Source organism: Blautia intestinalis, from assembly GCF_014297355.1.
Taxonomy (GTDB): Bacteria; Bacillota; Clostridia; order Lachnospirales; family Lachnospiraceae; genus Blautia_A; species Blautia_A intestinalis.
Genome location: NZ_JACOQE010000002.1, coordinates 73,594 through 94,628, shown reverse-complemented (window position 1 = coordinate 94,628; position 21,035 = coordinate 73,594). Strand labels below are relative to the sequence as shown.

Genomic DNA, 21,035 nt, shown 5'->3' with positions numbered 1-21,035 from the left:
GAAAATTGACATGGCGGTATCCTCCCATATACCGCCCTCCTGATTGCATGAGCATCGGTCCTAAAAGCAAAAAGAAACGGCGGCTCTGATCTTCTCAAAGCCGCCGCTCCATAGGCGCGTGAAAATGTATCTGCTGTACGACGGCTTTTTTTCTTTTGCCGTCGTCCGGCAGATTTTCTTCTCTTGCAGAAATATTTATAAAGTTTATGATACAACAAAATCTAATAAATCTACTCGCTTTTTATTGCTGATAAAATGCTCGCTTTTTTCAATTCCATTTGGGAATACATCGAAAAAACAAAATATATCACAAATAATATACCAGTCAGCGCCAATAGGAAAAACCATGGTAATTTCAATGTAATACAATGATTGATGGCATCTAACCGTCTGCATACAATTATGCTAAAAATACTTCCGCATATAAGAGATATTGCCAATGAACCTCCGAGGTAAATTCCTATCTCCCTATCCAGCATTGCTTTCAACTGTTGCCGTGTTGTTCCAACAGCTTCAAGCAAACCGAATTCACGCTTTCTATTCTGAAAATCAACCATAAGCATATTCATAAGGCTGATACTTCCAAAGACGAACAGAATAGCAGAAGTCATATATAGAGCATTTATAGATGCACTGTATCGATACTGAATATTTTTAATCGTTTGTTCAATCGTATTTACTTCTATTTTTTCATTTTTATCCGCAATCTTCTGAACTGCGGTCAAAACTTCATCAAAACGTCCCTCTGAATTTTTAACCGCCAGAATCCCCGTCTGTTCCGTTATCCCTGTCAGTTTCTTTGCTGTGTCATAAGTCATAATGAAGTAGGGGCTTCCGGGAACAACCGGGCTATCCTCCATTAAATCAGACCTATTGTATGTGCCTACAACAACGGCTTCCACATCAAAGGTTCTACCATCAAAAGCTCTGCCCTCAATCTTCAAAGTATCGCCAACTTGTGCTATATCTTCTGCAACCAATATTCCATTTTTCTCAACCATATCGTTGTAATCTGCTGTTCCAGAGGATAACACCGCCTGCTTTTCTTCTGTCTGTTCCCGATTTAAGGTTGGAAAGAAGTCTGAAATGCTCGTGATAGAACCACTTTCGCCCGAAAAAGTAGCTGTCATATAAACGCTGTCAAATGTGGTAATCTTTTCTATCCCATCTACCTTTTCTAATTCCTGCATCAATGCCTGATCTTCAAGTGGATTTTCTTCCAGTTGCAATTTTGCGCTTCCGTATGGCTCCGCTTCGTTATCGAAAGAGCTGCCCACTGTATTTCTTATTTGTATAATAATGTTACCGGCAGGATAATATTTGAAACTTGCCTGTTTTGCCGGATCAATAGAACCAGCAACCGTAGAAGTAACCAGTAAAAGAGCCCCGCTTACTCCAAGCATTAAAAGCGTCAGAACTGCTTTTTGTTTGTTTCTTTGTATATTTATTTTCGCCAGATTAAACGGCGTAAGTTTCCGATGCAGTTTTGAGCTGCTTTTTGCCTTTCCAGCATACGCAAGGTATTTAGCACCCTCTACCGGGGAAGTATTCATTGCTACTCGGACAGGCTTAAAAATGGCAATATTCACTGTTACAAAGGCTACTGCAGCAATCAGTACAGCATAAATAACTGTTGTTTTTAGCCGGAATCCATCAGGACAGCCAATAAATCCAATCAGTACACCAATGACAAGCCCCAAAGGAATACCAGCTAAGGCATATAAACGTCCCTCTTTACTTGCCATCCGTTTAATCTGTCTTTTTGTCATGCCAACTGTCCGCAGTTGCCCAAACATCTGAACATTTTTTACAATCTTTGTGTAAAAAACACCATAGACAATCGTTGCCGCCAAAATAGCCGTCAACGCCGCCAGTAGTGGTACTGGAATCGGAATACCCGATGTTATCACACCCGACATAACAGCAGAATATTCTGTAAGCATTACCTGTTCCTCGACAATGCCTGTATTTTGTATTGCTTTGCCGGCAAAATCAAGAATAGCCGTGGAACTTATGGCGTCTGTGTTCAACCGCGTATATGCTGTAACCTGAAAAGAATCTTTTGCCAAATCTTGGGCAAGCTCTTTACTAACATAAATAAAATATCCGTTGCTTTCTTTCGTATTATTCAAAACACCTGAAAGTGTATATTCTGCTTTCTGTCCTGTTCCAGTCAGGTCAATAGAAATTGTATCGCCAGTCTGATAGGATTTTCCTAAAAAATCAAGGTAGTTCTGGGGGAGCATAATCTCATCCGCTTTCTGCGGCACACTTCCCTGAAAAGTTTTTTCTTCCTGATGTAAAAAATAATCTTCATTTCCATAAGCAACAGTGATTGTTTTATTTTCAACATAAAACACACCTAGAGCGGAATATTCGCCAACCCATGTAATATTTTCGTTTTGATGCAGCTGAGCCGTTTGTTCGTCCGTAACTCCCAAAATGCCAATCTGCGCTTTATTCCTCTGTGTGTTCTTGAATTTCTCTTGTGTACCTGTTGATATTAGGAGAATCGAAAAAACCATACAGACAGAGATGGCGATTGTCAAAAGCAGAAATGCCTTGTTTCTCTTATCCGCTTGCATACTCCTACCTGCCAATTTTTTTACAATGGCACTTGTATCATTCTCAAAAGGCCATGTCATAGTCTGCCACCTCCTTATTCCACAATCTTGCCGTCCTCAATGCGGATAATCCGATCTGCAAGGCGGGCAATGTCGTTGTTGTGTGTAATCATCACTACGGTTTGTCGGAACTCTGCACTGGTGCGCTTGATTAGCCCCAGCACCTCTGCACTGGTCTTGCTGTCAAGGTTGCCGGTCGGTTCGTCGGCCAACACGATAGCCGGTTTGGTAATCAAGGCACGAGCAATCGCTACTCGCTGTTGCTGACCGCCGGATAGATTATTTGGCATATTTTTCAGTTTATCTTCCAGCCCCAGCAGATGAACAATCTCATTCAAAAACTTTTTATCTACCGTGTCCCCGTCCAGTTCCACCGGCAGGACGATGTTCTCATACACATTCAGGATCGGAACAAGGTTATAGTTCTGGAAGATAAAGCCGATGTTACGGCGGCGGAAGATGGTAAGCTGTTCATCGTTCATTTTTGACAGTTCTTTGTCCCGGACAATCACATTGCCGGAAGTAGGGGTGTCCAGCCCTCCCATCATGTGAAGCAGGGTGGATTTGCCGCTGCCGGAGGTTCCCACAACGGCCACAAACTCGCCGTCCTCCACGGAGAAGTTCACGCCGTCAAGGGCGCGGGTGATGTTCGGCTCTGTGCCGTAATACTTTTTCAGATCAATCGTCTGTAAAACGCTCATACTCAAAACTCCTTTCAAGGCTTTCTGCCTGTTGATAAGGGTATTGTAAAACCCAAATGTCCGCGAAATGTTACAGCGGCCAAAATAATTTATTAAAAATCAGGGAGAAATGTTACAACGCTCAGACATTTCAAAAATTTTTTGAGAAATGGCGAAAAAAGCGGGGCAGCACACGCCGCCCCGCCGATCCCATACGATTATTCCATCGCCCGCATTTGTTCGATCAGGGATTGTTTTTTCTGTCTGTGGATTGTCCATACAGACAAGATCAGCTCCATTCCGAACAATACCAGAATGAACAGCCCCATTTCCAAAACCGGGAATTGATAAGGCACTACATTTCCGGCAAAAGCACCTACACTCATTTTTCTGCAAGCAAAGATGGAAGCCGGAAGCCCAACGATCAGCGTTGCCAATGTTGCAAAGAGCGCATAGCACAGCCCCTCACAGATGTTCATTTTACATAGCTGTTTTTGTGTTAGGCCGATAGAACGCAGAATACTGTTTTCCTGCTTTCGGGCTATCTGGTTAGAGAGTGTCGTATTGATAAGGTTGATAACGCCAAAGAGAAATACCAACCATGAAAGTATCTCCATACTGCCAAACGCAAAAGAATTTGTCATTTCTTCATATTCAATCACTGTATTGATTTCATCTAAGGCAATATTACTATGGCTGGCAACAATATTTTTCAATTCAGCTCCCACATAGTCCGTTTTTTTAGCGTCATTTACAATGCTCCATGAATAGTCAAAAGAGGTGATTTCCGGGTGCAGTTCGTGGAACAACGCTTCTGGTGCAAAAAGAGTTGCCCCATCTAAGGGCATCCTGCCATGTCCTGAATATACCTTTGCAGGAGCGTATAACCCCGATATGGTAACAGAAACGGATGGCTGTTCTTCTCCCAAAGAAATCTCAACCGTTGAACCAACACCCATATCCTCATTCTGCTTTAGCACATTATAGTCAATTACAATACTACGGGAATCTGTTGGCATGGTTCCCTCTGTCAGAGCCGCTTCAACTGCCGCATAATTCTGGTCGGTCAGCATATCGCACATACCACCAGCTTGATGAATCTCTGTTTTATAAGTTGCATGGAGAGATTGTCTGCTTGGAATTATATCTGTAACGCCATCAATAGATAAGATTTCCTGCTTTAATTCCTCATTCAATGGATTTCCCGCTGCCATAACCTTTTCTTCTGTCATTTCAGAATCCAAATAAATTTTATAGTCGCCGTCTGGGAAAAACTGTCTTGCAAGCGCCTCTGGTGAGCGCAGCAAAACAATGGAGGATACCACAAGCAGGATAATTCCGCCCAAACTCAATGAGGCTACAATAGCAACGGTCTTTTTTCGGTCACGCCTAAAATTTGCAATTCCAATTGAAACAGGATTGAGCTTGATATTCTTTTTCCGGCTGCGGATGTCCTTTTGCGCTGGGGTAAAACGGACGGCTTCAATCGGGGAAATCCCTGCCGCAATTTTTACCGGCTTACGGATGGAAACAGATACCATGATCCAACTGCTTATGAGTGTCAAAATAACCGTTGCCACATAGGAAACAGCGTTAAAACCCTTAGAAAACAGGAGAAAACCGCCACATATGCCCAACACTGTACCAATCACAATCCCGATACTGCCGAGTTTGCGTCCCTCCCGCTTTACAATCCGCTTGATTTGCTTTGGCGTTGCACCAATCGTCCGAAGCTGCCCGTAGCTCTGGATTTTGTCATTGATGGAGATACGGAAGATACTCTGGATCACAATATAGCCGCCAATCAGAACAAGGGCAATCACACCTGCCATCAGTGCAAAATCAAAGGATTTAGAAGCATAGGCAAAATACTTACTGTTCATTTTGGGCATAGGAAGCTGATATTCCTCCGCAATCTCCCTGCAATAAGAGGTCATCAGTTCTTCGCCCAACTGGTCGCTGTTTTTGAAATGGACATAGGCGCGATAGCCAGCCGGGTCAAACCCGTTCCATTCTGTCAGGGCAGCGTTGGAAAGAATGATAGCGCAGGTATTCGCTTCTTTTTCATTTACGCTGTCCGTAATGCCGGTAACGACATAATCACCATGAAAACTCTCTGTATCTAAGGTCACAGTGTCCCCGATCTTGGCATTGTTTCCATAGGTGGAAAGAAAGTATTCGCTTACAACAACTTCATTTGCTTTTTCAGGAACCCGGCCCCCTAACAACTCCATCTGCGCCTTGGCAATCTCCATCATTTGCGCGTCGCAATACACATAGGACGCATGATAGCCCTGTTCTGAAAGCTCCTCACCCAGCATATAGTAGCCGCCTACGCGCTCAAACTCCGGCAGTCCTTTCAGGGTTTCAATGTCGTTTTCCTCTACGCCCAGCCAGACCGCCTCATAAGTATCGACAACCTGATTGCGCTGCATTTGTGTCAGGGAGGTAGACACAATTCCCGTAAAGCAGATCAGAAATGCCGCCAGCGCAACGGCAATCACCACCATCAGATTCCGGCGCTTCTCGCTTTGCAAACTTTTCTTTGCCAGCTTCTTTGTAATGGCGCTGGTATCATTCTCAAAAGGCCATGTCATAGCCTGCCACCTCCTTACTCCACAATCTTGCCGTCCTCAATGCGGATAATCCGATCTGCAAGGCGGGCAATGTCGTTGTTGTGTGTAATCATCACTACGGTTTGTCGGAACTCTGCACTGGTGCGCTTGATTAGCCCCAGCACCTCTGCACTGGTCTTGCTGTCAAGGTTGCCGGTCGGTTCGTCGGCCAACACGATAGCCGGTTTGGTAATCAAGGCACGAGCAATCGCTACTCGCTGTTGCTGACCGCCGGATAGATTATTTGGCATATTTTTCAGTTTATCTTCCAGCCCCAGCAGATGAACAATCTCATTCAAAAACTTTTTATCTACCGTGTCCCCGTCCAGTTCCACCGGCAGGACGATGTTCTCATACACATTCAGGATCGGAACAAGGTTATAGTTCTGGAAGATAAAGCCGATGTTACGGCGGCGGAAGATGGTAAGCTGTTCATCGTTCATTTTTGACAGTTCTTTGTCCCGGACAATCACATTGCCGGAAGTAGGTGTGTCCAGCCCTCCCATCATGTGAAGTAAGGTGGATTTGCCGCTGCCAGATGTTCCCACAACAGCCACAAACTCGCCGTCCTCCACGGAGAAGTTCACACCGTCAAGGGCACGGGTAATGTTCGGCTTTGTGCCATAATACTTTTTCAGGTCAATAGTCTGTAAAACGCTCATATTCAAAACTCCTTTCAAGGCTTCTTGCCTGTTGATAAAGGTATTATAAAACCCAAATGTCCGCGAAATGTTACAGCGGCCAAAAAATTTCATTGAAAATCGGGGTGAAATGTTACAACGCTCGGACATTTCAAAAAAATTTACGGCGGGCAGCCGGGAATGGCCGTCCGCCGCGTTCTATTTTGTAGGCAGCATAATGGAAAATTCCGAACCCTTGCCCGGCTCCGAAACCACTTTGATATAGCCGCCCTGTCGCGTTACGATCTCGCGGGCCAGATACAGACCAATGCCCACGCCCTGCTGTTCGTGTACTTCTTCCTCACGATAGAAGCGCCGGAAGATGGCAGCCTGATTGCTTTCGGAAATGCCCTTGCCGGTGTCGGTCACTTTGATCTCCACATACATTTCCCACAGCACCACCGACACAGCGATTTTCCCTACCGCCGGGGTGTACTTCACCGCATTGTCCAGCAGGTTAAAGAGAGCTTCGGATGTCCACTTGCTGTCATGGGAAACGGTCAAATCCTCCGGGCAGTCCACAGACACGGCGATTTCCTTTTTCTCCGCTGCATACACGATCCCACTCATGGCCTGCGCCACGGTATCAAAGAGGCGGCCCGGTTTCTTATCCAACTGGATCACGCCCGTTTCCAGCCGTGAGGTTTTCACAAGGGCCTGAAAGAGAAAGTCCAGCTTATCCGTCTGGCTGCGGATTCCCCGGATAAAGTCGGTACGCTCCGCCTCGGTCATAGGCTTTTCCAGCAGGGTGTCCGTCGCCATTTTCAGATTGCTTACCGGCGTTTTCACCTGATGGGAAATATCCGATACAAGGGTCTGTAACTCCTGCCGTTCCTCGTCCACCCGGCGGCGGTTCTCCTGCATGATCTGGTAAAGCCTTGCCAGCCGGTGTCCGATTCTGGCAAGCTGGGTTTCGCTGTCCTCTGGCCGCTGGGGTGCTTCATTTCCGGCGATCATGTGGTCTAAAGTCTGGCACAGGTCAGCGGTAAACTGCGACAGCCGCTTTCCAAACGCCTGCGTCAGTACAATAATCCCCACAAGGGCGCACAGTAGCAGCGCCCCGCCAGTCAGCAGCACCGCCGTCTGTTTTGTCACAAGAAACAGGGCTATGGTGATCCCGGACATGGAAAGGACAAGTCCTATTGCCACCAGGCTAAACAGCCGCTTTACCGATAGGTTTTGAAACTTCATTTTGCCTCGCCTCCCGTCCATTGATAACCCATGCCGTAAACGGTCTTGATGTAGGACGCGCCGCCGTCGGATTCGATCTTGCTGCGAATCCGGCTGATGGAGGTTGTCAGGGTGTGTTCGTCCACAAACCTTTCGTCTATATCCCACAGCTTTTCCAAAAGCCACCCACGGGTCAGCACTTGCCGGGGATTTTTACGGAACAGGTTCAGCATTTTGTACTCCATCGGGGATAGGGTCAGGGGCTTGCCGTTTAGGGAGGCCGCCTGCTCCGAGAAGTCCAGAAACAGCCGCCCGTCGTCGTAAATGTCCTTGGCCGGTCTGTGGTGTTCCAGCATGGCGAACATGGCTTTGATTTTCCGCTGCAAGGCCCCGATCACAAAGGGCTTTGTGATGTAGTCCACCGCGCCCGCCTCATAGCCCCGTATCTGGTCGCTCTCCTGATCGTTGGCGGTCAGGAAAATTACAATGGTGTCCGGGTGCTGGGGCTTTATCAGCTTGCACAGCTCAAAACCATTTCCATCCGGCAGGTTGATGTCCAGCAGCACTAAATCAAATTCCCGGTGGCGGATGGCGTCGGCTGCGGTTCTGGCATTTAGGGCAGAAGTCACGCCGTAGCCGTCTGCGGTCAGGTTATAGTCTAACATCTTATTCAAAAAACTGTCGTCCTCGACAATTAAAATCTGCTTCATATCCTCACTTCCTTTTCTTTTTTAGTTTTTTATAAATAATTCCTGGAAAAATAATGCTGAACAATAATAAAAATACCATCAACGCAATCATTTCTTTTACCGGATAGCGGAAAGCGAAATAGGAAATCTGCATTTTCATATACCACTGCATGATACCAATCCCTAAATTTCCAAAACTCATAAGCAATCCACATAACAGTAACCAATAGAAAAGACCCTCTGTTACAAACATTCGATATTCTTGTTTTTTTGTCATCCCTACACGTTCCAGGATTTTACACTCCCATTGCCGAAGCATAATATCCGATATTCTTGTATTTGCGAAATTCATAATTCCTATAAATATTAAAATTCCACTAATACTCATAAGCAGCCATCTACTTGTCTGAATATAGTTCTGCTCCTTTAGCAAACGTTCTGATTTAGAATCTAAATAAAACAAGTTCAATTTATCAGCGTGTCCATATTTTGATTGAAATTCCATATTATAATTGCGAATCATCTGATTCAGTCTTTCTCGGATAACTGACTCCTGATTTTTGTCAACATTAAATTGTATTTCAAAAATTTGTGGTGTTAATTTTTCTACCAGCCAATCATATGTAGTCTCTGTTACCAATAGGATATTTATATTTTTACCATCCCAGCACAATTTCATCTCTGGGAAATCATCCTCTGTTATATCCAGATAACCACAATTTACTAATTTCTCAGGAACTAAACTGCTCATTTCCGTACCAACCGGAACCAGATCATAAAATTCCATCTCTGTTCCTATATAATCCTGCACTTCTCCTGCTATATAATCTGACATCCTATGATCATGTAGCACGATTGTTCCATGATTATTTTGAAACTGCTCCCAATTTACTAGCTTATCATTTTTCTGAATAAAGTCTTTTAGTTCTTCCTGCTCCCCGATACTAACTGTCTGAATTACCGTGGATATTTTATCTCCATCGATTAGAATCTTTATATTCTCCTTGCCATTTTTTTCGACGATCGGATAAAATCCTTTGATGTTTTCTACTGAATGAAGTTCGTTTCCTATGGTCGTTTCAATATCATTCATAAGGGACTTCGGAAAAAACTTCATATTCTTTGTGTCCGGTGATGATTCAATTAAATAATTGCAAGCTTCCTCTGTAATTCCTATTTGGAAGTCCGGCTCTTTACTATAATAATTCTGTAAATCCACTCCGTTCACAATTACCGCAGAACATAATGCCAATTCGCACCCAAGCCATAATGACAAACTTGTTATCCCAAATGTTTTTTTATTCCGAAATAAATATTTCTTTGCAAGATAAATTTCAGGATGTTTTCCCCAGCAGTGGAATTTCTTTATCTTCGGTTTCTTCCTGCTTTTATGATAAGTAACCGCCTCCGTATATTTCATACACTCCAACGGACTTAATTTCCTCATTTTTCTTTTCAGACATTCCACTGCCACTCCCAACGTGAAAATCACAAGAAGAATCGCTAGGATAAGAAGTTTGGGTTGAAAGAAAACCATTCTTTCTAATTTCCATGTATTCTCTGCATACATTTTTTCTAATAACAATGGCATAATACCCCATATAAACATTCCCCCTAAAACTGCTCCAGCGATACTTCCCGTAAGTCCTATTTTTAGCATCTCACGATTCATAACTTTAATATTCTGCTTTTGTTCCACACCAATTACTTGTAAAAGACCATAACGTTGTAAATCTTTTTCCAGCGAAATATTTAGGATATTGTAAATAAACAAAAACATAGAAAGTAAAACCATAACCGAAAAAAAGACTGCAAATCCATAACTTCCCATCATTTCACTTATTGCCCGATATTCTGCTGGGTTCATACTTACAATTCTCTGTCCCTCATTCAACTTTATGTTATTTGTCAGCATATGTTCTATTTGCGAACCACTGGAATATTTCTTTGTATGATCTATTAAAATCCTACATGGCTCCCATTGAAGCCCGTTCTTCTCCATTGATTTCTCTGATATAAAAGCCACAGAAGCACCGGAGGTTTGATTTTGATACTCTGTAAAATACCCAGAAAGTAAAAAGTTCTGCATACCGGTTCCACTGGTATTGAAAATGTCATTCCAATAAAAATCCAGTTCAATTTCCATGCCCACTTCGGGATTCTTGATTCCAAGATATTGCAGAGTTTTCGTAGAAAGCATAATTTCATTTTCTTTTTCTGGATAAGTCCCTACCACATTTGTAAATGCAGGACGTATCATTTTTTCAAATCCGGTCACATCTGTAATGACGCAATCACAATATTTTATGGAATCATCTAATAATTTTCCTGCAAACTTTTCTTTCCCAATGCTTTCTATGCATGGTAGCTGTGTAAGCTGTTGTGTCATATCCGCTGTACCATTTTCAATATAGGTCGATACAGCCATACCATCGGCTTTCATATTTTTCTGAATATCAATCTCCATCTTCCCATAGATTAAAGAGAACACACTAAAAATCACGCCTACAGTAATTGTAATTACGATAAACAGTAGACGATTTCTGTTTTGATTCTTTTTCCTGGAAGCATCCATAAGCACTCTTTCAGCCGACTGATTACAATCGTAATTCTCCATCCTATACAACCCTCCCATCTTTCATCTGAATAATCCGATCTGCCATAGCTGCTATTCTTTCATCATGTGTAACGATAATCATTGTCTGGCTATATTTTTTACACATCTTTTTCAAAAATTTCATAACGGATATACTGGTTGTAGAATCTAAATTTCCTGTCAACTCGTCTCCCAAAAGTATAGTAGGATGTGTATAAATAGCTCTGGCGATTGCGACCCGCTGCTGTTGTCCACCAGATAAAGTCATAGGATTTTGTAATAGTTTTTCCTCAATTTCCAGTTCTTCAGCTATCCGCATTACTTCTTTTTTACTGATATTTCTTTCCATAAGTTTGGCAGGTAAAACTATATTTTCAAATACATTCATCTCTGGGATTAAATTAAAATTTTGAAAAATAAACCCAATATGCCATCTTCTGAAGGAACTCCTTTCCTCCATAGATAACTGTGTAATATCTACATCATTGATATAGACACATCCGTGTGTGGGATTTTCCAAACCACCTAGTAAATTGAGCAACGTGGTCTTTCCGCAACCTGAACTTCCCATAATAGCTACAAATTCATTTTCTTCAACTGTGAAAGATATATCATCAACTGCTCTTAAATAGTGTTCTCCATTAGAATATTCTTTTGTTAAAGATACTGTCTTTACTGCTGCCATATCAATCCCCCCTTATCTTTTTCAGATAGTATAACAGGCAAATGTCCGCGAAATGTTACAGCGGACGGATTTTTTTCTTTTGCCGTCGTCCGGCAGATTTAATCACATTTTCTATCTTACTTGTAATTCTATAATAAAGACCAAATGTTGCAGAAATCTCCTAACCATTTTCTTTTTTGACAAGAAAACAGGCTGAATTGCTTCATTTTTGTAGCAATTCAATTCATAGATGTACCTCCAAAACCAGAACGGAGGGTAATACTATTGCATTTTCTTTTGTTGATAAGGTCACTGTAAAACGCAAAAAGTTAGGCAGATGCAGACTTATTAAACAAGACCCATGTACTAATAAAGTAACTTATTAAAAGGGCACGTGAACTACTCGGCAACTAAGTTACCAGAGCATCTGAAACCTGGCGGGATACCGCCTTTTTTCAGGGTGCGTCCATGACACCAATACTGCTTGCCTTTCGGCTATGCAGCTACTTTTATTATTTCCGGGGTTTTTAGTCCGGTTACGGACAGTTCCTTCTGTTTTCCGGATACGGAAAGATGTTTCCGCAGGATATTAAATGCGCCTACTGCATCTGCGTTAAATCTTACTCCATCAGTTATATACATACCACGTTCTTTTCGATTTGATGCTTCTGCATGTCTTTTTGATACTTCTGGTGATAACGGGCTGCACTGACTGGTATAGCTTTCCTCCTGCTTTATCAATTGTATCCCATACAGTTTCAGCTTATATTCCAGCATGATATACAGCCTGTTATATGGCAGTCCGTGAAACTTCTGGTTTGTCTTATGCCCCATATCTTTTTCTTTGCGGATATTTCGAATGTCTCCCACAACCACACAGCGGATATCTTCTTTTCTGCAGTATTCTGCGATCCATCTGGTTGTTTTATGAAGGTAATCCTTCACTGCATTCTGCTTTTTCCTGTAAAGTCTCTGGATATGTTTCGATGATTTTGGATATTTTATTCCTCTTTCCGACTGCTGTGCATACCATACGGACTGCACTCTGGCAATCTCTTTATGAAAATATCTTTCCAATGAAAGGTATTTTCTTCCCAGGATAAAAGTCCTGCCATTTCCGGAATCATAACAGGTCATCAGATTATGAAGTCCCAGATCAACAGATAAATAATGTCCATTCTGAGAATGCTGTTCCGGCTCTTCAATCTCATAAATGACAATAAGGTCGCACTTTCCGTTTTTTGGTGGATAGATCCGCAGCTGTTTTATACGATCCATCTTCCTGAAAATCTTATTTTCAAGATATAGAAATTTTTCATGGATCCCATAGGTTTCTTCCATATAGCTTTTCAGATCCTTTGGCAGAGACAGACGCAGTTGGTCTGAGCCTTTCTCATGCCGGATCCCCATCTGCATATATGTGACCGGTATATTGTCCTGTTTAAAACGGGGCGGATTTGGCGCTTTGATCCCTCCGGTCTTTTTCAGGACATAAAAAGATTTCCATGCCTTGTCCAGCTGCTTGCAGGTCTCCTGCGCTGTCTGTGACGGCAGCTGTCTGTACCACAGATCTCCTTTATGTGCTTTTTTCTGATAATACCAGTCAGGATACTTTTCCAGTCCCAGTTCTTTGTAATGATGGCGTTCATAGTTGCAGATATTCCAGAGTTTGGATGCTGCATAACACATATGTCCTATGATATTGGAATATTCCTGACTGATCTTTATGGATGTTTTATGTGACAGCAGCATTCCTCTCCCCTCCTTCAGACAGCTATGCAGATGGAGTTTTACACTCCACCCTGATTTAATACGATTTGCTCTGATGTTCAATATAACGGCGGATATTTTCTTCAGATACTGATCCGATTGTCTCCACATAATAGGAATGGTTCCACAGCTCTCCCTTCCATAGCTGGTTTCTTATTTCCGGAAAACGTTCGAATAATTTTCTGCCGGTGATCCCCTTCAGATACTTGACAATTGCTGTTATAGACAGCTTTGGTGGAGCTGATACAAAACAATGGACATGGTCACCTTCACCACATTCAAATAAATGAACGGCAAAGCCCTTGTCCTCAGCAATCTGCTGCACCAGTTCCTGAAGGTATTCCTCAATTTCTGGATTTAATATTTTCTGCCGGTATTTCACTGACCATACCATATGGTAGTTAATATTACACACACAAGTTCTATAATGTATTAGATTTTCTTTCATACATATAGTATAACATAACGAGTGAAAACGCACAACAAAAAGTCGAACATATTTTCGATTGATTATATGCCGGTTACGGCATTAATATCAAGGAGTTAAGGGATTATTATATTATTTCCATGTGCAGATATGCACAATTCTACGCTTTCATCTACTACAATATATTTATGGTTAATATCCCTTACAGCCAGTAAGGAATTATCCATCTTGTTGCTTAAGCTGTTAAAATGTATGGAGCAATCGGTATATCGTCTTATTCATCTTGGACTTCGCGTCCGTTGCCGAGACTGATAACCAGCTCCTCATTTGCAGCGTTCGTTTTATGCAGGTTGAACTGCCTTCGGTACGTTCGTGTCACACCACAGTAGATGGAATAGGCAATGAGTAAAACTGGTCTTTATCCATTGCATAATCTGATTTTAAGGAGTGACAAATTTATGAATATGAATGCAGTAGGTATTGATGTTTCCAAAGGAAAAAGCATGGTTGCTATCCTTCGTTCTTATGGTGAGATCATTTCAAAACCATTTGAAGTCAAACACACAGTCAGTGGGATTCGCTCTCTCATTGAGCAGATCCAATCCATTGATGGCGAATCTCGTATTGTCATGGAACACACCGGTCGTTATTACGAACCTCTTGTCCGTGAACTTTCGAAAGCTGACCTTTTTGTATCTGCCATAAATCCCAAACTCATCAAAGATTTTGGAGACAACTCTCTCCGCAAAGTAAAGTCCGATAAAGCGGATGCAGTAAAAATTGCACGCTATACTCTTGACAGTTGGACGGAACTCAGACAGTATAGTCTCATGGATGAAATTCGTAATCAACTGAAAACCATGAACCGCCAGTTTGATTTTTACATGAAACACAAAACCGCTATGAAAAATAATCTAATCAGCATCCTTGACCAAACTTATCCGGGAGCTAACACTTATTTTGACAGCCCTGCCCGTGAGGATGGAAGTCAAAAATGGGTTGACTTTTCAGCCACCTACTGGCATGTGGATTGTGTTCGTAAACTCTCTCTAAACGCCTTTATCGACCACTATCAAAAGTGGTGTAAACGCAGGAAGTACAACTTCAGCCGTTCAAAAGCTGTTGAAATCTATGAAGCATCTAAGGAGCTTGTTTCTATACTTCCAAAAGACGATCTGACAAAGTTAATCATCAAACAGGCTGTAGAACAATTAAATACGGCTTCACAGACTGTGGAACAGCTTCGTACCATGATGAATGAGGCTGCTTCTAAACTGCCGGAATACCCTGTTGTCATGGCTATGAAAGGTGTAGGTAAATCGCTTGGTCCACAGCTTATGGCAGAGATTGGTGATGTCTCCCGATTTACCCACAAAGGAGCCATTACAGCCTTTGCAGGCGTTGATCCCGGTGTAAATGAATCCGGTTCATATGAGCAGAAAAGCGTTCCTGCTTCCAAGCGCGGTTCCAGTACTCTTCGTAAGACTCTGTTTCAAGTCATGGATGTTCTCATCAAAACAAAGCCACAGGATGATCCTGTCTACTTGTTTATGGATAAGAAACGAGCACAAGGAAAGCCTTATTACGTCTACATGACAGCCGGTGCGAATAAGTTTCTTCGCATCTACTATGGTCGAGTGAAAGAATATCTGTCTTCACTCCCAGAATAAATATCTCGTCAATACCTTTATTTTAGACCAGCGAATATCGGTGGTCTTATTTTAATGTTCAAAATCTTGCAAAAATTTTTGCCTGAAATCATCAATTTGCTATTGACTTTTTATTTGCAGGCTCGGTAATTGAATTGCCGAGGATTCCCGCTTATCGTCCTAAAAAGGTTGCAAATATTTTTAAAAAAATTATCTCAGATAAAAACACCCCCGAAATCGTTCAAATTTTATGATCATCAGGTCCTATTAGGGTATAAAAACAGCCGTACCATGTGCGTTTTACATGATACGGCTGTCAATAATTCTCATACCCTCAGGATAGATTAATTGAATCGCCAACTAAGACTCTCCATTTTTATTTATGTAATAAAGTTTGATCCAGCATGTTTTTAATTTCATCCGGAAGACTGTCTATCATTGCATTTTCATCCAAAAACAGTAAAGTTGTATATTTTTTCGCATCATTCGGTGCTGAGAAAATATGAGTTACTGTATATGCTGTTGTACTTTTAGAAAAACAATCTTCATCTCGCAGTGATTCTACTACAAAGCAATCGCCTTTTTGCTGTCCCTGATCATCATACTCTTTATTTAAGCATAGAGTAAAATTAAGATCTGTTGTGCCAAACTTATAAGTTCTCGTATCTGTAACAATCTCTTCCAACATAAAGCCTTCTGAGCCAGCCAGCATTGCAATCTGTCCGATATGCTTAATTTTACGCTTACACAATGAAAAAGGGTGCTGCGGTGTAAAAAATATCTGCGAAGCCTGAAGCAGTTTTTTTGCTGCATAACTATAAAACTTTTTTGCGGAAAGGTTTGTGGCCACACCTGTTAAGTGCCTGAAATTGGCAGCTTTATAAAGCACCTCAATATATCTGCCTTCAAATACATATAGAAATCTTTTACCTACTAAATGCTTCCTATACAGATCGGCAGCTATTTTAATCTCCTGTACGATTTTCTCTCTATCCTGTTGTTTTCCCATCTATCTTTTCCCAATCATCACTATAATATAAAAACAGCACCGGACAACTTTTTGTTATCCAGTGCCCATAATCTTAAAAAGCGGTTTTATGCTGGCTGTCAGCCGCGACATCCTTCCGAATGTCTAAAATGTCGCCGGTATCATTAAGTCCCCGGCGCGGACTCACCGTATCTCCCTGGTGTGGGCGTAATACCCTTCCGAGTATCAAATAGTCCCAGTAATTACCCTGCCCGGGCACAGTACAGCTTTTACGTGCCGCTACACGAAACCTTTTGGTTTAACTATATTATATGCGATACCCTAAGAAATATCAATAGTTTCTGGCAAAATCGATTGGCTGTATTTTATTGTACCCCATTACTTACCACTGTCTATGATTTCCAGGCCCTCAGGACAGATCAATCAAAAATCATATTCTCTGTCCCATCAGGTTTTAAAAATACTGTTTTCGAAATTCCATTGCATTCCAGCGTTACTTTCTGCTCACGGGAAGAACAGAGGCGAACCCTGTGTATCCTGCCCTCTCTCCATTCAAAATCAACTGTGATGTCACCCTGTGCCTTCATTCCCCCGACTTTTCCGTCTTTCCACTCATCCGGAAGTGCCGGAAGCAACAGGAAATGCCCTTTCCTGCTCTGGATAAGCATCTCTGCAACTGCAGCTGCAAAGCCAAAATTCCCATCGATCTGGAACGGAGGGTGTGCACACAACATGTTGGGATAAATGCTGCCTCCCACACAGGAGATATTTTCCTCCCTGGTATAACGGAGCTGGTTTGATCGAGTAGGAGACGGCTTTTGCCGCCGACCTCTCACACCACCGGACATGCGGTTCCGCATCCGGCGGTTCAGTTAACTTGACATCTCGCTTTACAAAGATATTCCTCGGCTGAGAGTAAACCAAATTTCTTCAAACGTGCATTTGACATCGCATAACAAACAGTTTTTGTACGGCACACTCGGGCATATCCATGAAATCCCGCCGCACACCTTGCATTCTTTTTACTAATACCCAGTTTTACCAAATTTTTATATCTGGTTTTTGGATTTTTCCAGTGTTTCCATATGCACATCCTGAATCTATACCTGATTACTGTATCAAGTTTTCGGCTTACTGTAAGAATTGAGCCAATTTTAAAGTAATTAATCCATCCTCTTACTACCTTTGCTATCTTTTTCGCTTTGTATGAATTACTCACGCTCCACTTGCGGCTCGTAAGTTTCCTGACTTTCTTCATTACTTTATCCAATGACTTTTTCGGAACTTTCATCCTATATTTCTTTTCCTGAAATTGATAATAAAAAGCAAATCCCAGATATTTTGCTTTTGTCGTACTATCATTATACTTTTTTATTATAAAAAAATACATAAACAACATTCGCCAAAACATGCACAAAATGTTATACCTTTACATAATAGCCAACTATTTTTTAACAATATTTTGTAGAATCGTAAAATTGCACAATTCATATTGTTGTGTTTTGTGCAATATGACAAGAAAGACATTGCTTGTATACATTATCAGCATACTATCACAAATCCAGGGTTGATTTTATGGATAAAAAACATCCCCTGTTTATTGGAAGCTGCGGTACTTATCATCTATACACCGTAGAAAAGCTTCCTACCCACCGCCCGAAAGGCCGGCTTGATTATCAGCTTCTTTACATCGCATCCGGACGGGCACATTTTTATTTTGATGGAAAACCTACTGTTGTAGAAGCCGGCAATATGGTACTCTACCGTCCACGTGAGGAACAACGCTATTATTATTATGGAGCGGATCAGACCGAAGTTTACTGGGTTCACTTTACTGGAAATAATGTAAAGAACTTTCTGAGAAGATATGGGATTGCCGACGATACCCGCATTATTTATACCGGTATCTCCATTGAGTACAAAAATCTAAGTTAGCAACCACCAGTTCAACTGGTGGTTTATCCTTTGCCCTCCAAAGGGCCATTGTTACTGCTCGCCCCAAAGGGCAGTATCGCAAGCACTTTTACTGGCCCGCTATAAAGCGGTACTACTGGAATCTTCTCTTCTCGATTCCTCTGCTTGCTCATTTATATATTTCTGAACTGCTGCATCTGTTATATTGCCGATTGTTTCAACATAATATCCTCTAGCCCAAAAGGCTTTATCCCATTTACTTTGCAGTTCTGGATGTCTGTCGTAAAGCATCAATGTGCTTTTCCCTTTCAGATATCCCATAAAGTCTGATACACTAAGTTTCGGCGGAATTGCTACGCTTAAATGCACATGATCGATACATACGGCTCCCGCAATTATTTCTACACTTTTATATTTGCATAGAATTGATATTATTTCTCTCACATCTTCTCGTACCTTTCCATACAATACTTTCTTCCTATATTTAGGAATGAATACGATATGATACTGGCATTTCCAGCGAGTATGTGATAGACTTTTATTGTCCATTTGGACCGCCTCCTTTGATTTTGAGTTTGGCTTGCGACACCATTCTCATCATATCACAGGAGGCTTTATTTGTTATCCTCACCGCTTCCGCCTACTCCATTCTCCCCAGCATAGCTGGGGGATTAGGCTTTTCATTTATGTCTATGATTGAGGAACTGAATCTGCAGCGAATTGATTACGAGGAGATGCTGATAAATTATTTCACGATTCTCCTGATCAGCCTCCATAGAATAGCACTGCAAAAGCCACGTAAAAAGAACCTTCAGAACATGAACGATATGGAACAGGCTGCACAGTACTTTCGGATGCATTATAATAAACCTATAAGTATTGAGGACTATGCTGTTTCCCACAATATGAGTATCAGCTGGTTCATCCAGAACTTCCGTCAGTATGCCAATACTACACCTGCTCAATACGTGCAGTCTCTGAGGCTTACCAATGCAAAAATGCTTTTGGAAACGACCAATTATAATATCACAGAAATAGCCAACCTGGTCGGGTACGAAAATCCATTATATTTCAGCCGATTTTTCCGAAAACAGTGTGGCATGTCCCCTTCACAGTTCCGCAAGCAGCTGGTGCTGAATGCAGAAAACTGTCCAAAATAAAACCAACCAAAAACGCTGGGAGCAATTCTCAGCGTTTTTGATTGGTTTTAAATATTACGATACTTTTTTACCTTAGAATTAATGGACATAAAGCCTGTTTCAGGATGTCGCGGATAAATATTCTTATACCTGTAAGTACTCAGCACGATCCCCATGAGTCCATAAGAAATTATAATACAGCTTCCTCCGGCTGAAAAAAACGGAAGAAATGTTATTGATTGCGGAAATACGCCAAGATTCTCAAGGACATTTATCAAAAAACTGATGAGAAATACAATTCCGCACCCGCATCCCATCATCATACCCAGCTGATTTTTCTGTCGCAACGCAGTGTTAAAGATTGCAAAAATCAGAACCGCAAGAACACAGCACAAAAGTATAGCTGCAATTATTCCATATACAGATGACAGATAGGTCAGAATATAATCCGCGTTAAATGCTGGCAGGATTCCCGTTACATCTGATTTGCTTTTCCCGATCAGCTTATTCTGTCTCCAAAGTGAATGCAACATTTTTGTGAGATAGTCTGTTTCGCTACCGCTGGAAAACATCGCCTGTATGCGCGCAATTTGATATTCCGCCAGCCTGTTTCTCAGGTACATACCCAGGAAAGCTGCTATGGGCGCGGTCAAAAACACAGCCCAGATTCCACAGATAGTTCTTTTCTTTCTGACAGTAAACCAGTCCTTTTTGATTGCGATCGTCAACATAGTCAGCATAGTTACCAGCATCACACAAGCTGTCCTGAGTGCCGGCAGGCTGTAAACTAATATTACTGGAGCAATCAGCCATAAGATTGCTCTTATCAGTCCCTTATATCCCCACCCATGATATTTATATAAAATTGCTCCATATATGGGGACATAAAACAGCATCAGTTTTTGTACATCCATGCCTCTTCTGCCTCCTGGCAGTGATATAAAAATCCTTGCTCCGTTTACCTGGCCTCCTTCCAATATAACCAGCAAACAGACGGACAATAAAACAGCTGCAATTATTTTTGAAAATTTTGCCAGTACGGTATAGTCCAGCAGATACAAAATCATCATGGCAGCCAGCCCGATCATAACATGAAACACATATCTGTCAGAACCGGCTGCCGCATTCTCACTGGCTTTTCCGGAAATCCCTGCATGTATCAGAACACCTGCAATGCTGATAAATATAATCATTCCCAAAAGTTTCCATGCAGCCTGAGGTCTGTGGATACTGTCAAGGGAGATTCCTGTTTCCACAGGATCCCCCATGTCTCTGACGGCTTCCTTCTCTGCCTGTTCATGATCCATGCCTGCCTTCATGTTTTCCGCAATCTGATCCTCCATATGATCCTGCAGTTCCTGTTTTATGTATGGTCTGGCTTTTGTGCAGCGAATCTGTTCCAGCAATAATTTCAGATATTCATCCATAAC

General features: G+C 41.9%; 17 protein-coding genes and 1 pseudogene. 3 read left to right on the top strand and 15 right to left on the bottom strand.

Annotated elements, in window-relative coordinates:
* Positions 1-230: 230 nt before the first annotated feature.
* From H8Z79_RS04510 to tnpA (H8Z79_RS04465), 10 genes are all read right to left on the bottom strand, one after another.
* Positions 231-2,645, bottom strand: coding sequence for an ABC transporter permease (locus H8Z79_RS04510; protein ID WP_117738861.1), 2,415 nt, complete (start codon positions 2,643-2,645; stop codon positions 231-233).
* 14 nt (positions 2,646-2,659) lie between these two features.
* Positions 2,660-3,325 carry an ABC transporter ATP-binding protein gene (locus H8Z79_RS04505; protein ID WP_187002736.1) on the bottom strand — a complete coding sequence of 222 codons (666 nt, stop codon included), beginning with the start codon at positions 3,323-3,325 and terminating at the stop codon, positions 2,660-2,662.
* Between the two features lie 197 nt (positions 3,326-3,522).
* Complete coding sequence (locus H8Z79_RS04500; protein WP_118041667.1) at positions 3,523-5,901, bottom strand: ABC transporter permease; 2,379 nt, start codon at positions 5,899-5,901, stop codon at positions 3,523-3,525.
* 14 nt (positions 5,902-5,915) lie between these two features.
* Complete coding sequence (locus tag H8Z79_RS04495; protein WP_117738863.1) at positions 5,916-6,581, bottom strand: ABC transporter ATP-binding protein; 666 nt, start codon at positions 6,579-6,581, stop codon at positions 5,916-5,918.
* Positions 6,582-6,758: 177 nt separating this feature from the next.
* Positions 6,759-7,790, bottom strand: a complete 1,032-nt coding sequence (locus tag H8Z79_RS04490) for a sensor histidine kinase (protein ID WP_117996883.1) — start codon at positions 7,788-7,790, stop codon at positions 6,759-6,761.
* On the bottom strand, positions 7,787-8,479 hold the full coding sequence (locus H8Z79_RS04485) for a response regulator transcription factor (RefSeq protein ID WP_117738865.1): 693 nt from the start codon (positions 8,477-8,479) through the stop codon (positions 7,787-7,789). Before H8Z79_RS04485 ends, H8Z79_RS04490 begins: the two co-directional genes overlap by 4 nt.
* Positions 8,480-8,483: 4 nt before the next feature.
* Entirely contained in the window at positions 8,484-11,075 is a 2,592-nt protein-coding gene (locus H8Z79_RS04480; protein ID WP_225876920.1) for an FtsX-like permease family protein, read from the bottom strand.
* A gap of 1 nt (position 11,076) precedes the next feature.
* A complete protein-coding gene (locus H8Z79_RS04475; protein ID WP_117715689.1) occupies positions 11,077-11,739 on the bottom strand; it encodes an ABC transporter ATP-binding protein in 663 nt (220 codons plus the stop codon).
* A 474-nt stretch (positions 11,740-12,213) separates the two neighbouring features.
* Entirely contained in the window at positions 12,214-13,470 is a 1,257-nt protein-coding gene (locus H8Z79_RS04470; protein ID WP_225876919.1) for an RNA-guided endonuclease InsQ/TnpB family protein, read from the bottom strand.
* A 55-nt stretch (positions 13,471-13,525) separates the two neighbouring features.
* Complete coding sequence (tnpA, locus tag H8Z79_RS04465) at positions 13,526-13,936, bottom strand: IS200/IS605 family transposase (protein ID WP_207726325.1); 411 nt, start codon at positions 13,934-13,936, stop codon at positions 13,526-13,528.
* Between the two features lie 443 nt (positions 13,937-14,379).
* Between tnpA (H8Z79_RS04465) and H8Z79_RS04460 the strand changes: the two genes are divergently transcribed.
* The gene (locus tag H8Z79_RS04460) at positions 14,380-15,585 is read left to right on the top strand and encodes an IS110 family RNA-guided transposase (RefSeq protein ID WP_172678354.1); all 1,206 of its coding nucleotides are present in this window, start codon (positions 14,380-14,382) and stop codon (positions 15,583-15,585) included.
* Between the two features lie 355 nt (positions 15,586-15,940).
* On the opposite strand, the gene H8Z79_RS04455 is transcribed toward H8Z79_RS04460, so the two are convergent.
* The 3 genes from H8Z79_RS04455 to H8Z79_RS17580 all read right to left on the bottom strand — a co-directional run bounded on the left by H8Z79_RS04455 (position 15,941) and on the right by H8Z79_RS17580 (position 17,810).
* Complete coding sequence (locus H8Z79_RS04455) at positions 15,941-16,573, bottom strand: PBECR4 domain-containing protein (protein WP_005423087.1); 633 nt, start codon at positions 16,571-16,573, stop codon at positions 15,941-15,943.
* 398 nt (positions 16,574-16,971) lie between these two features.
* A complete protein-coding gene (locus tag H8Z79_RS04450) occupies positions 16,972-17,310 on the bottom strand; it encodes a glycoside hydrolase family 95-like protein (RefSeq protein WP_227223093.1) in 339 nt (112 codons plus the stop codon).
* Positions 17,311-17,420: 110 nt separating this feature from the next.
* Positions 17,421-17,810 carry a group II intron maturase-specific domain-containing protein gene (locus tag H8Z79_RS17580; protein WP_225876929.1) on the bottom strand — a complete coding sequence of 130 codons (390 nt, stop codon included), beginning with the start codon at positions 17,808-17,810 and terminating at the stop codon, positions 17,421-17,423.
* 272 nt (positions 17,811-18,082) lie between these two features.
* On the opposite strand from H8Z79_RS17580, the pseudogene H8Z79_RS04440 reads away from it, so the two are divergent.
* Positions 18,083-18,481 (top strand): annotated as a pseudogene (locus tag H8Z79_RS04440) (AraC family ligand binding domain-containing protein); the annotation flags it as partial.
* A gap of 105 nt (positions 18,482-18,586) precedes the next feature.
* Here H8Z79_RS04440 and tnpA (H8Z79_RS04435) read toward each other — a convergent pair.
* The gene (gene tnpA / locus H8Z79_RS04435) at positions 18,587-19,015 is read right to left on the bottom strand and encodes an IS200/IS605 family transposase (RefSeq protein ID WP_118041557.1); all 429 of its coding nucleotides are present in this window, start codon (positions 19,013-19,015) and stop codon (positions 18,587-18,589) included.
* 137 nt (positions 19,016-19,152) lie between these two features.
* On the opposite strand from tnpA (H8Z79_RS04435), the gene H8Z79_RS04430 reads away from it, so the two are divergent.
* Positions 19,153-19,626, top strand: a complete 474-nt coding sequence (locus tag H8Z79_RS04430; protein ID WP_118041555.1) for a helix-turn-helix transcriptional regulator — start codon at positions 19,153-19,155, stop codon at positions 19,624-19,626.
* Positions 19,627-19,673: 47 nt separating this feature from the next.
* Here H8Z79_RS04430 and H8Z79_RS04425 read toward each other — a convergent pair whose 3' ends face one another.
* Positions 19,674-21,032: an FtsW/RodA/SpoVE family cell cycle protein gene (locus tag H8Z79_RS04425; protein WP_118041553.1), complete on the bottom strand. Its 1,359-nt coding sequence runs from the start codon at positions 21,030-21,032 to the stop codon at positions 19,674-19,676.
* Positions 21,033-21,035 lie beyond the last annotated feature (3 nt).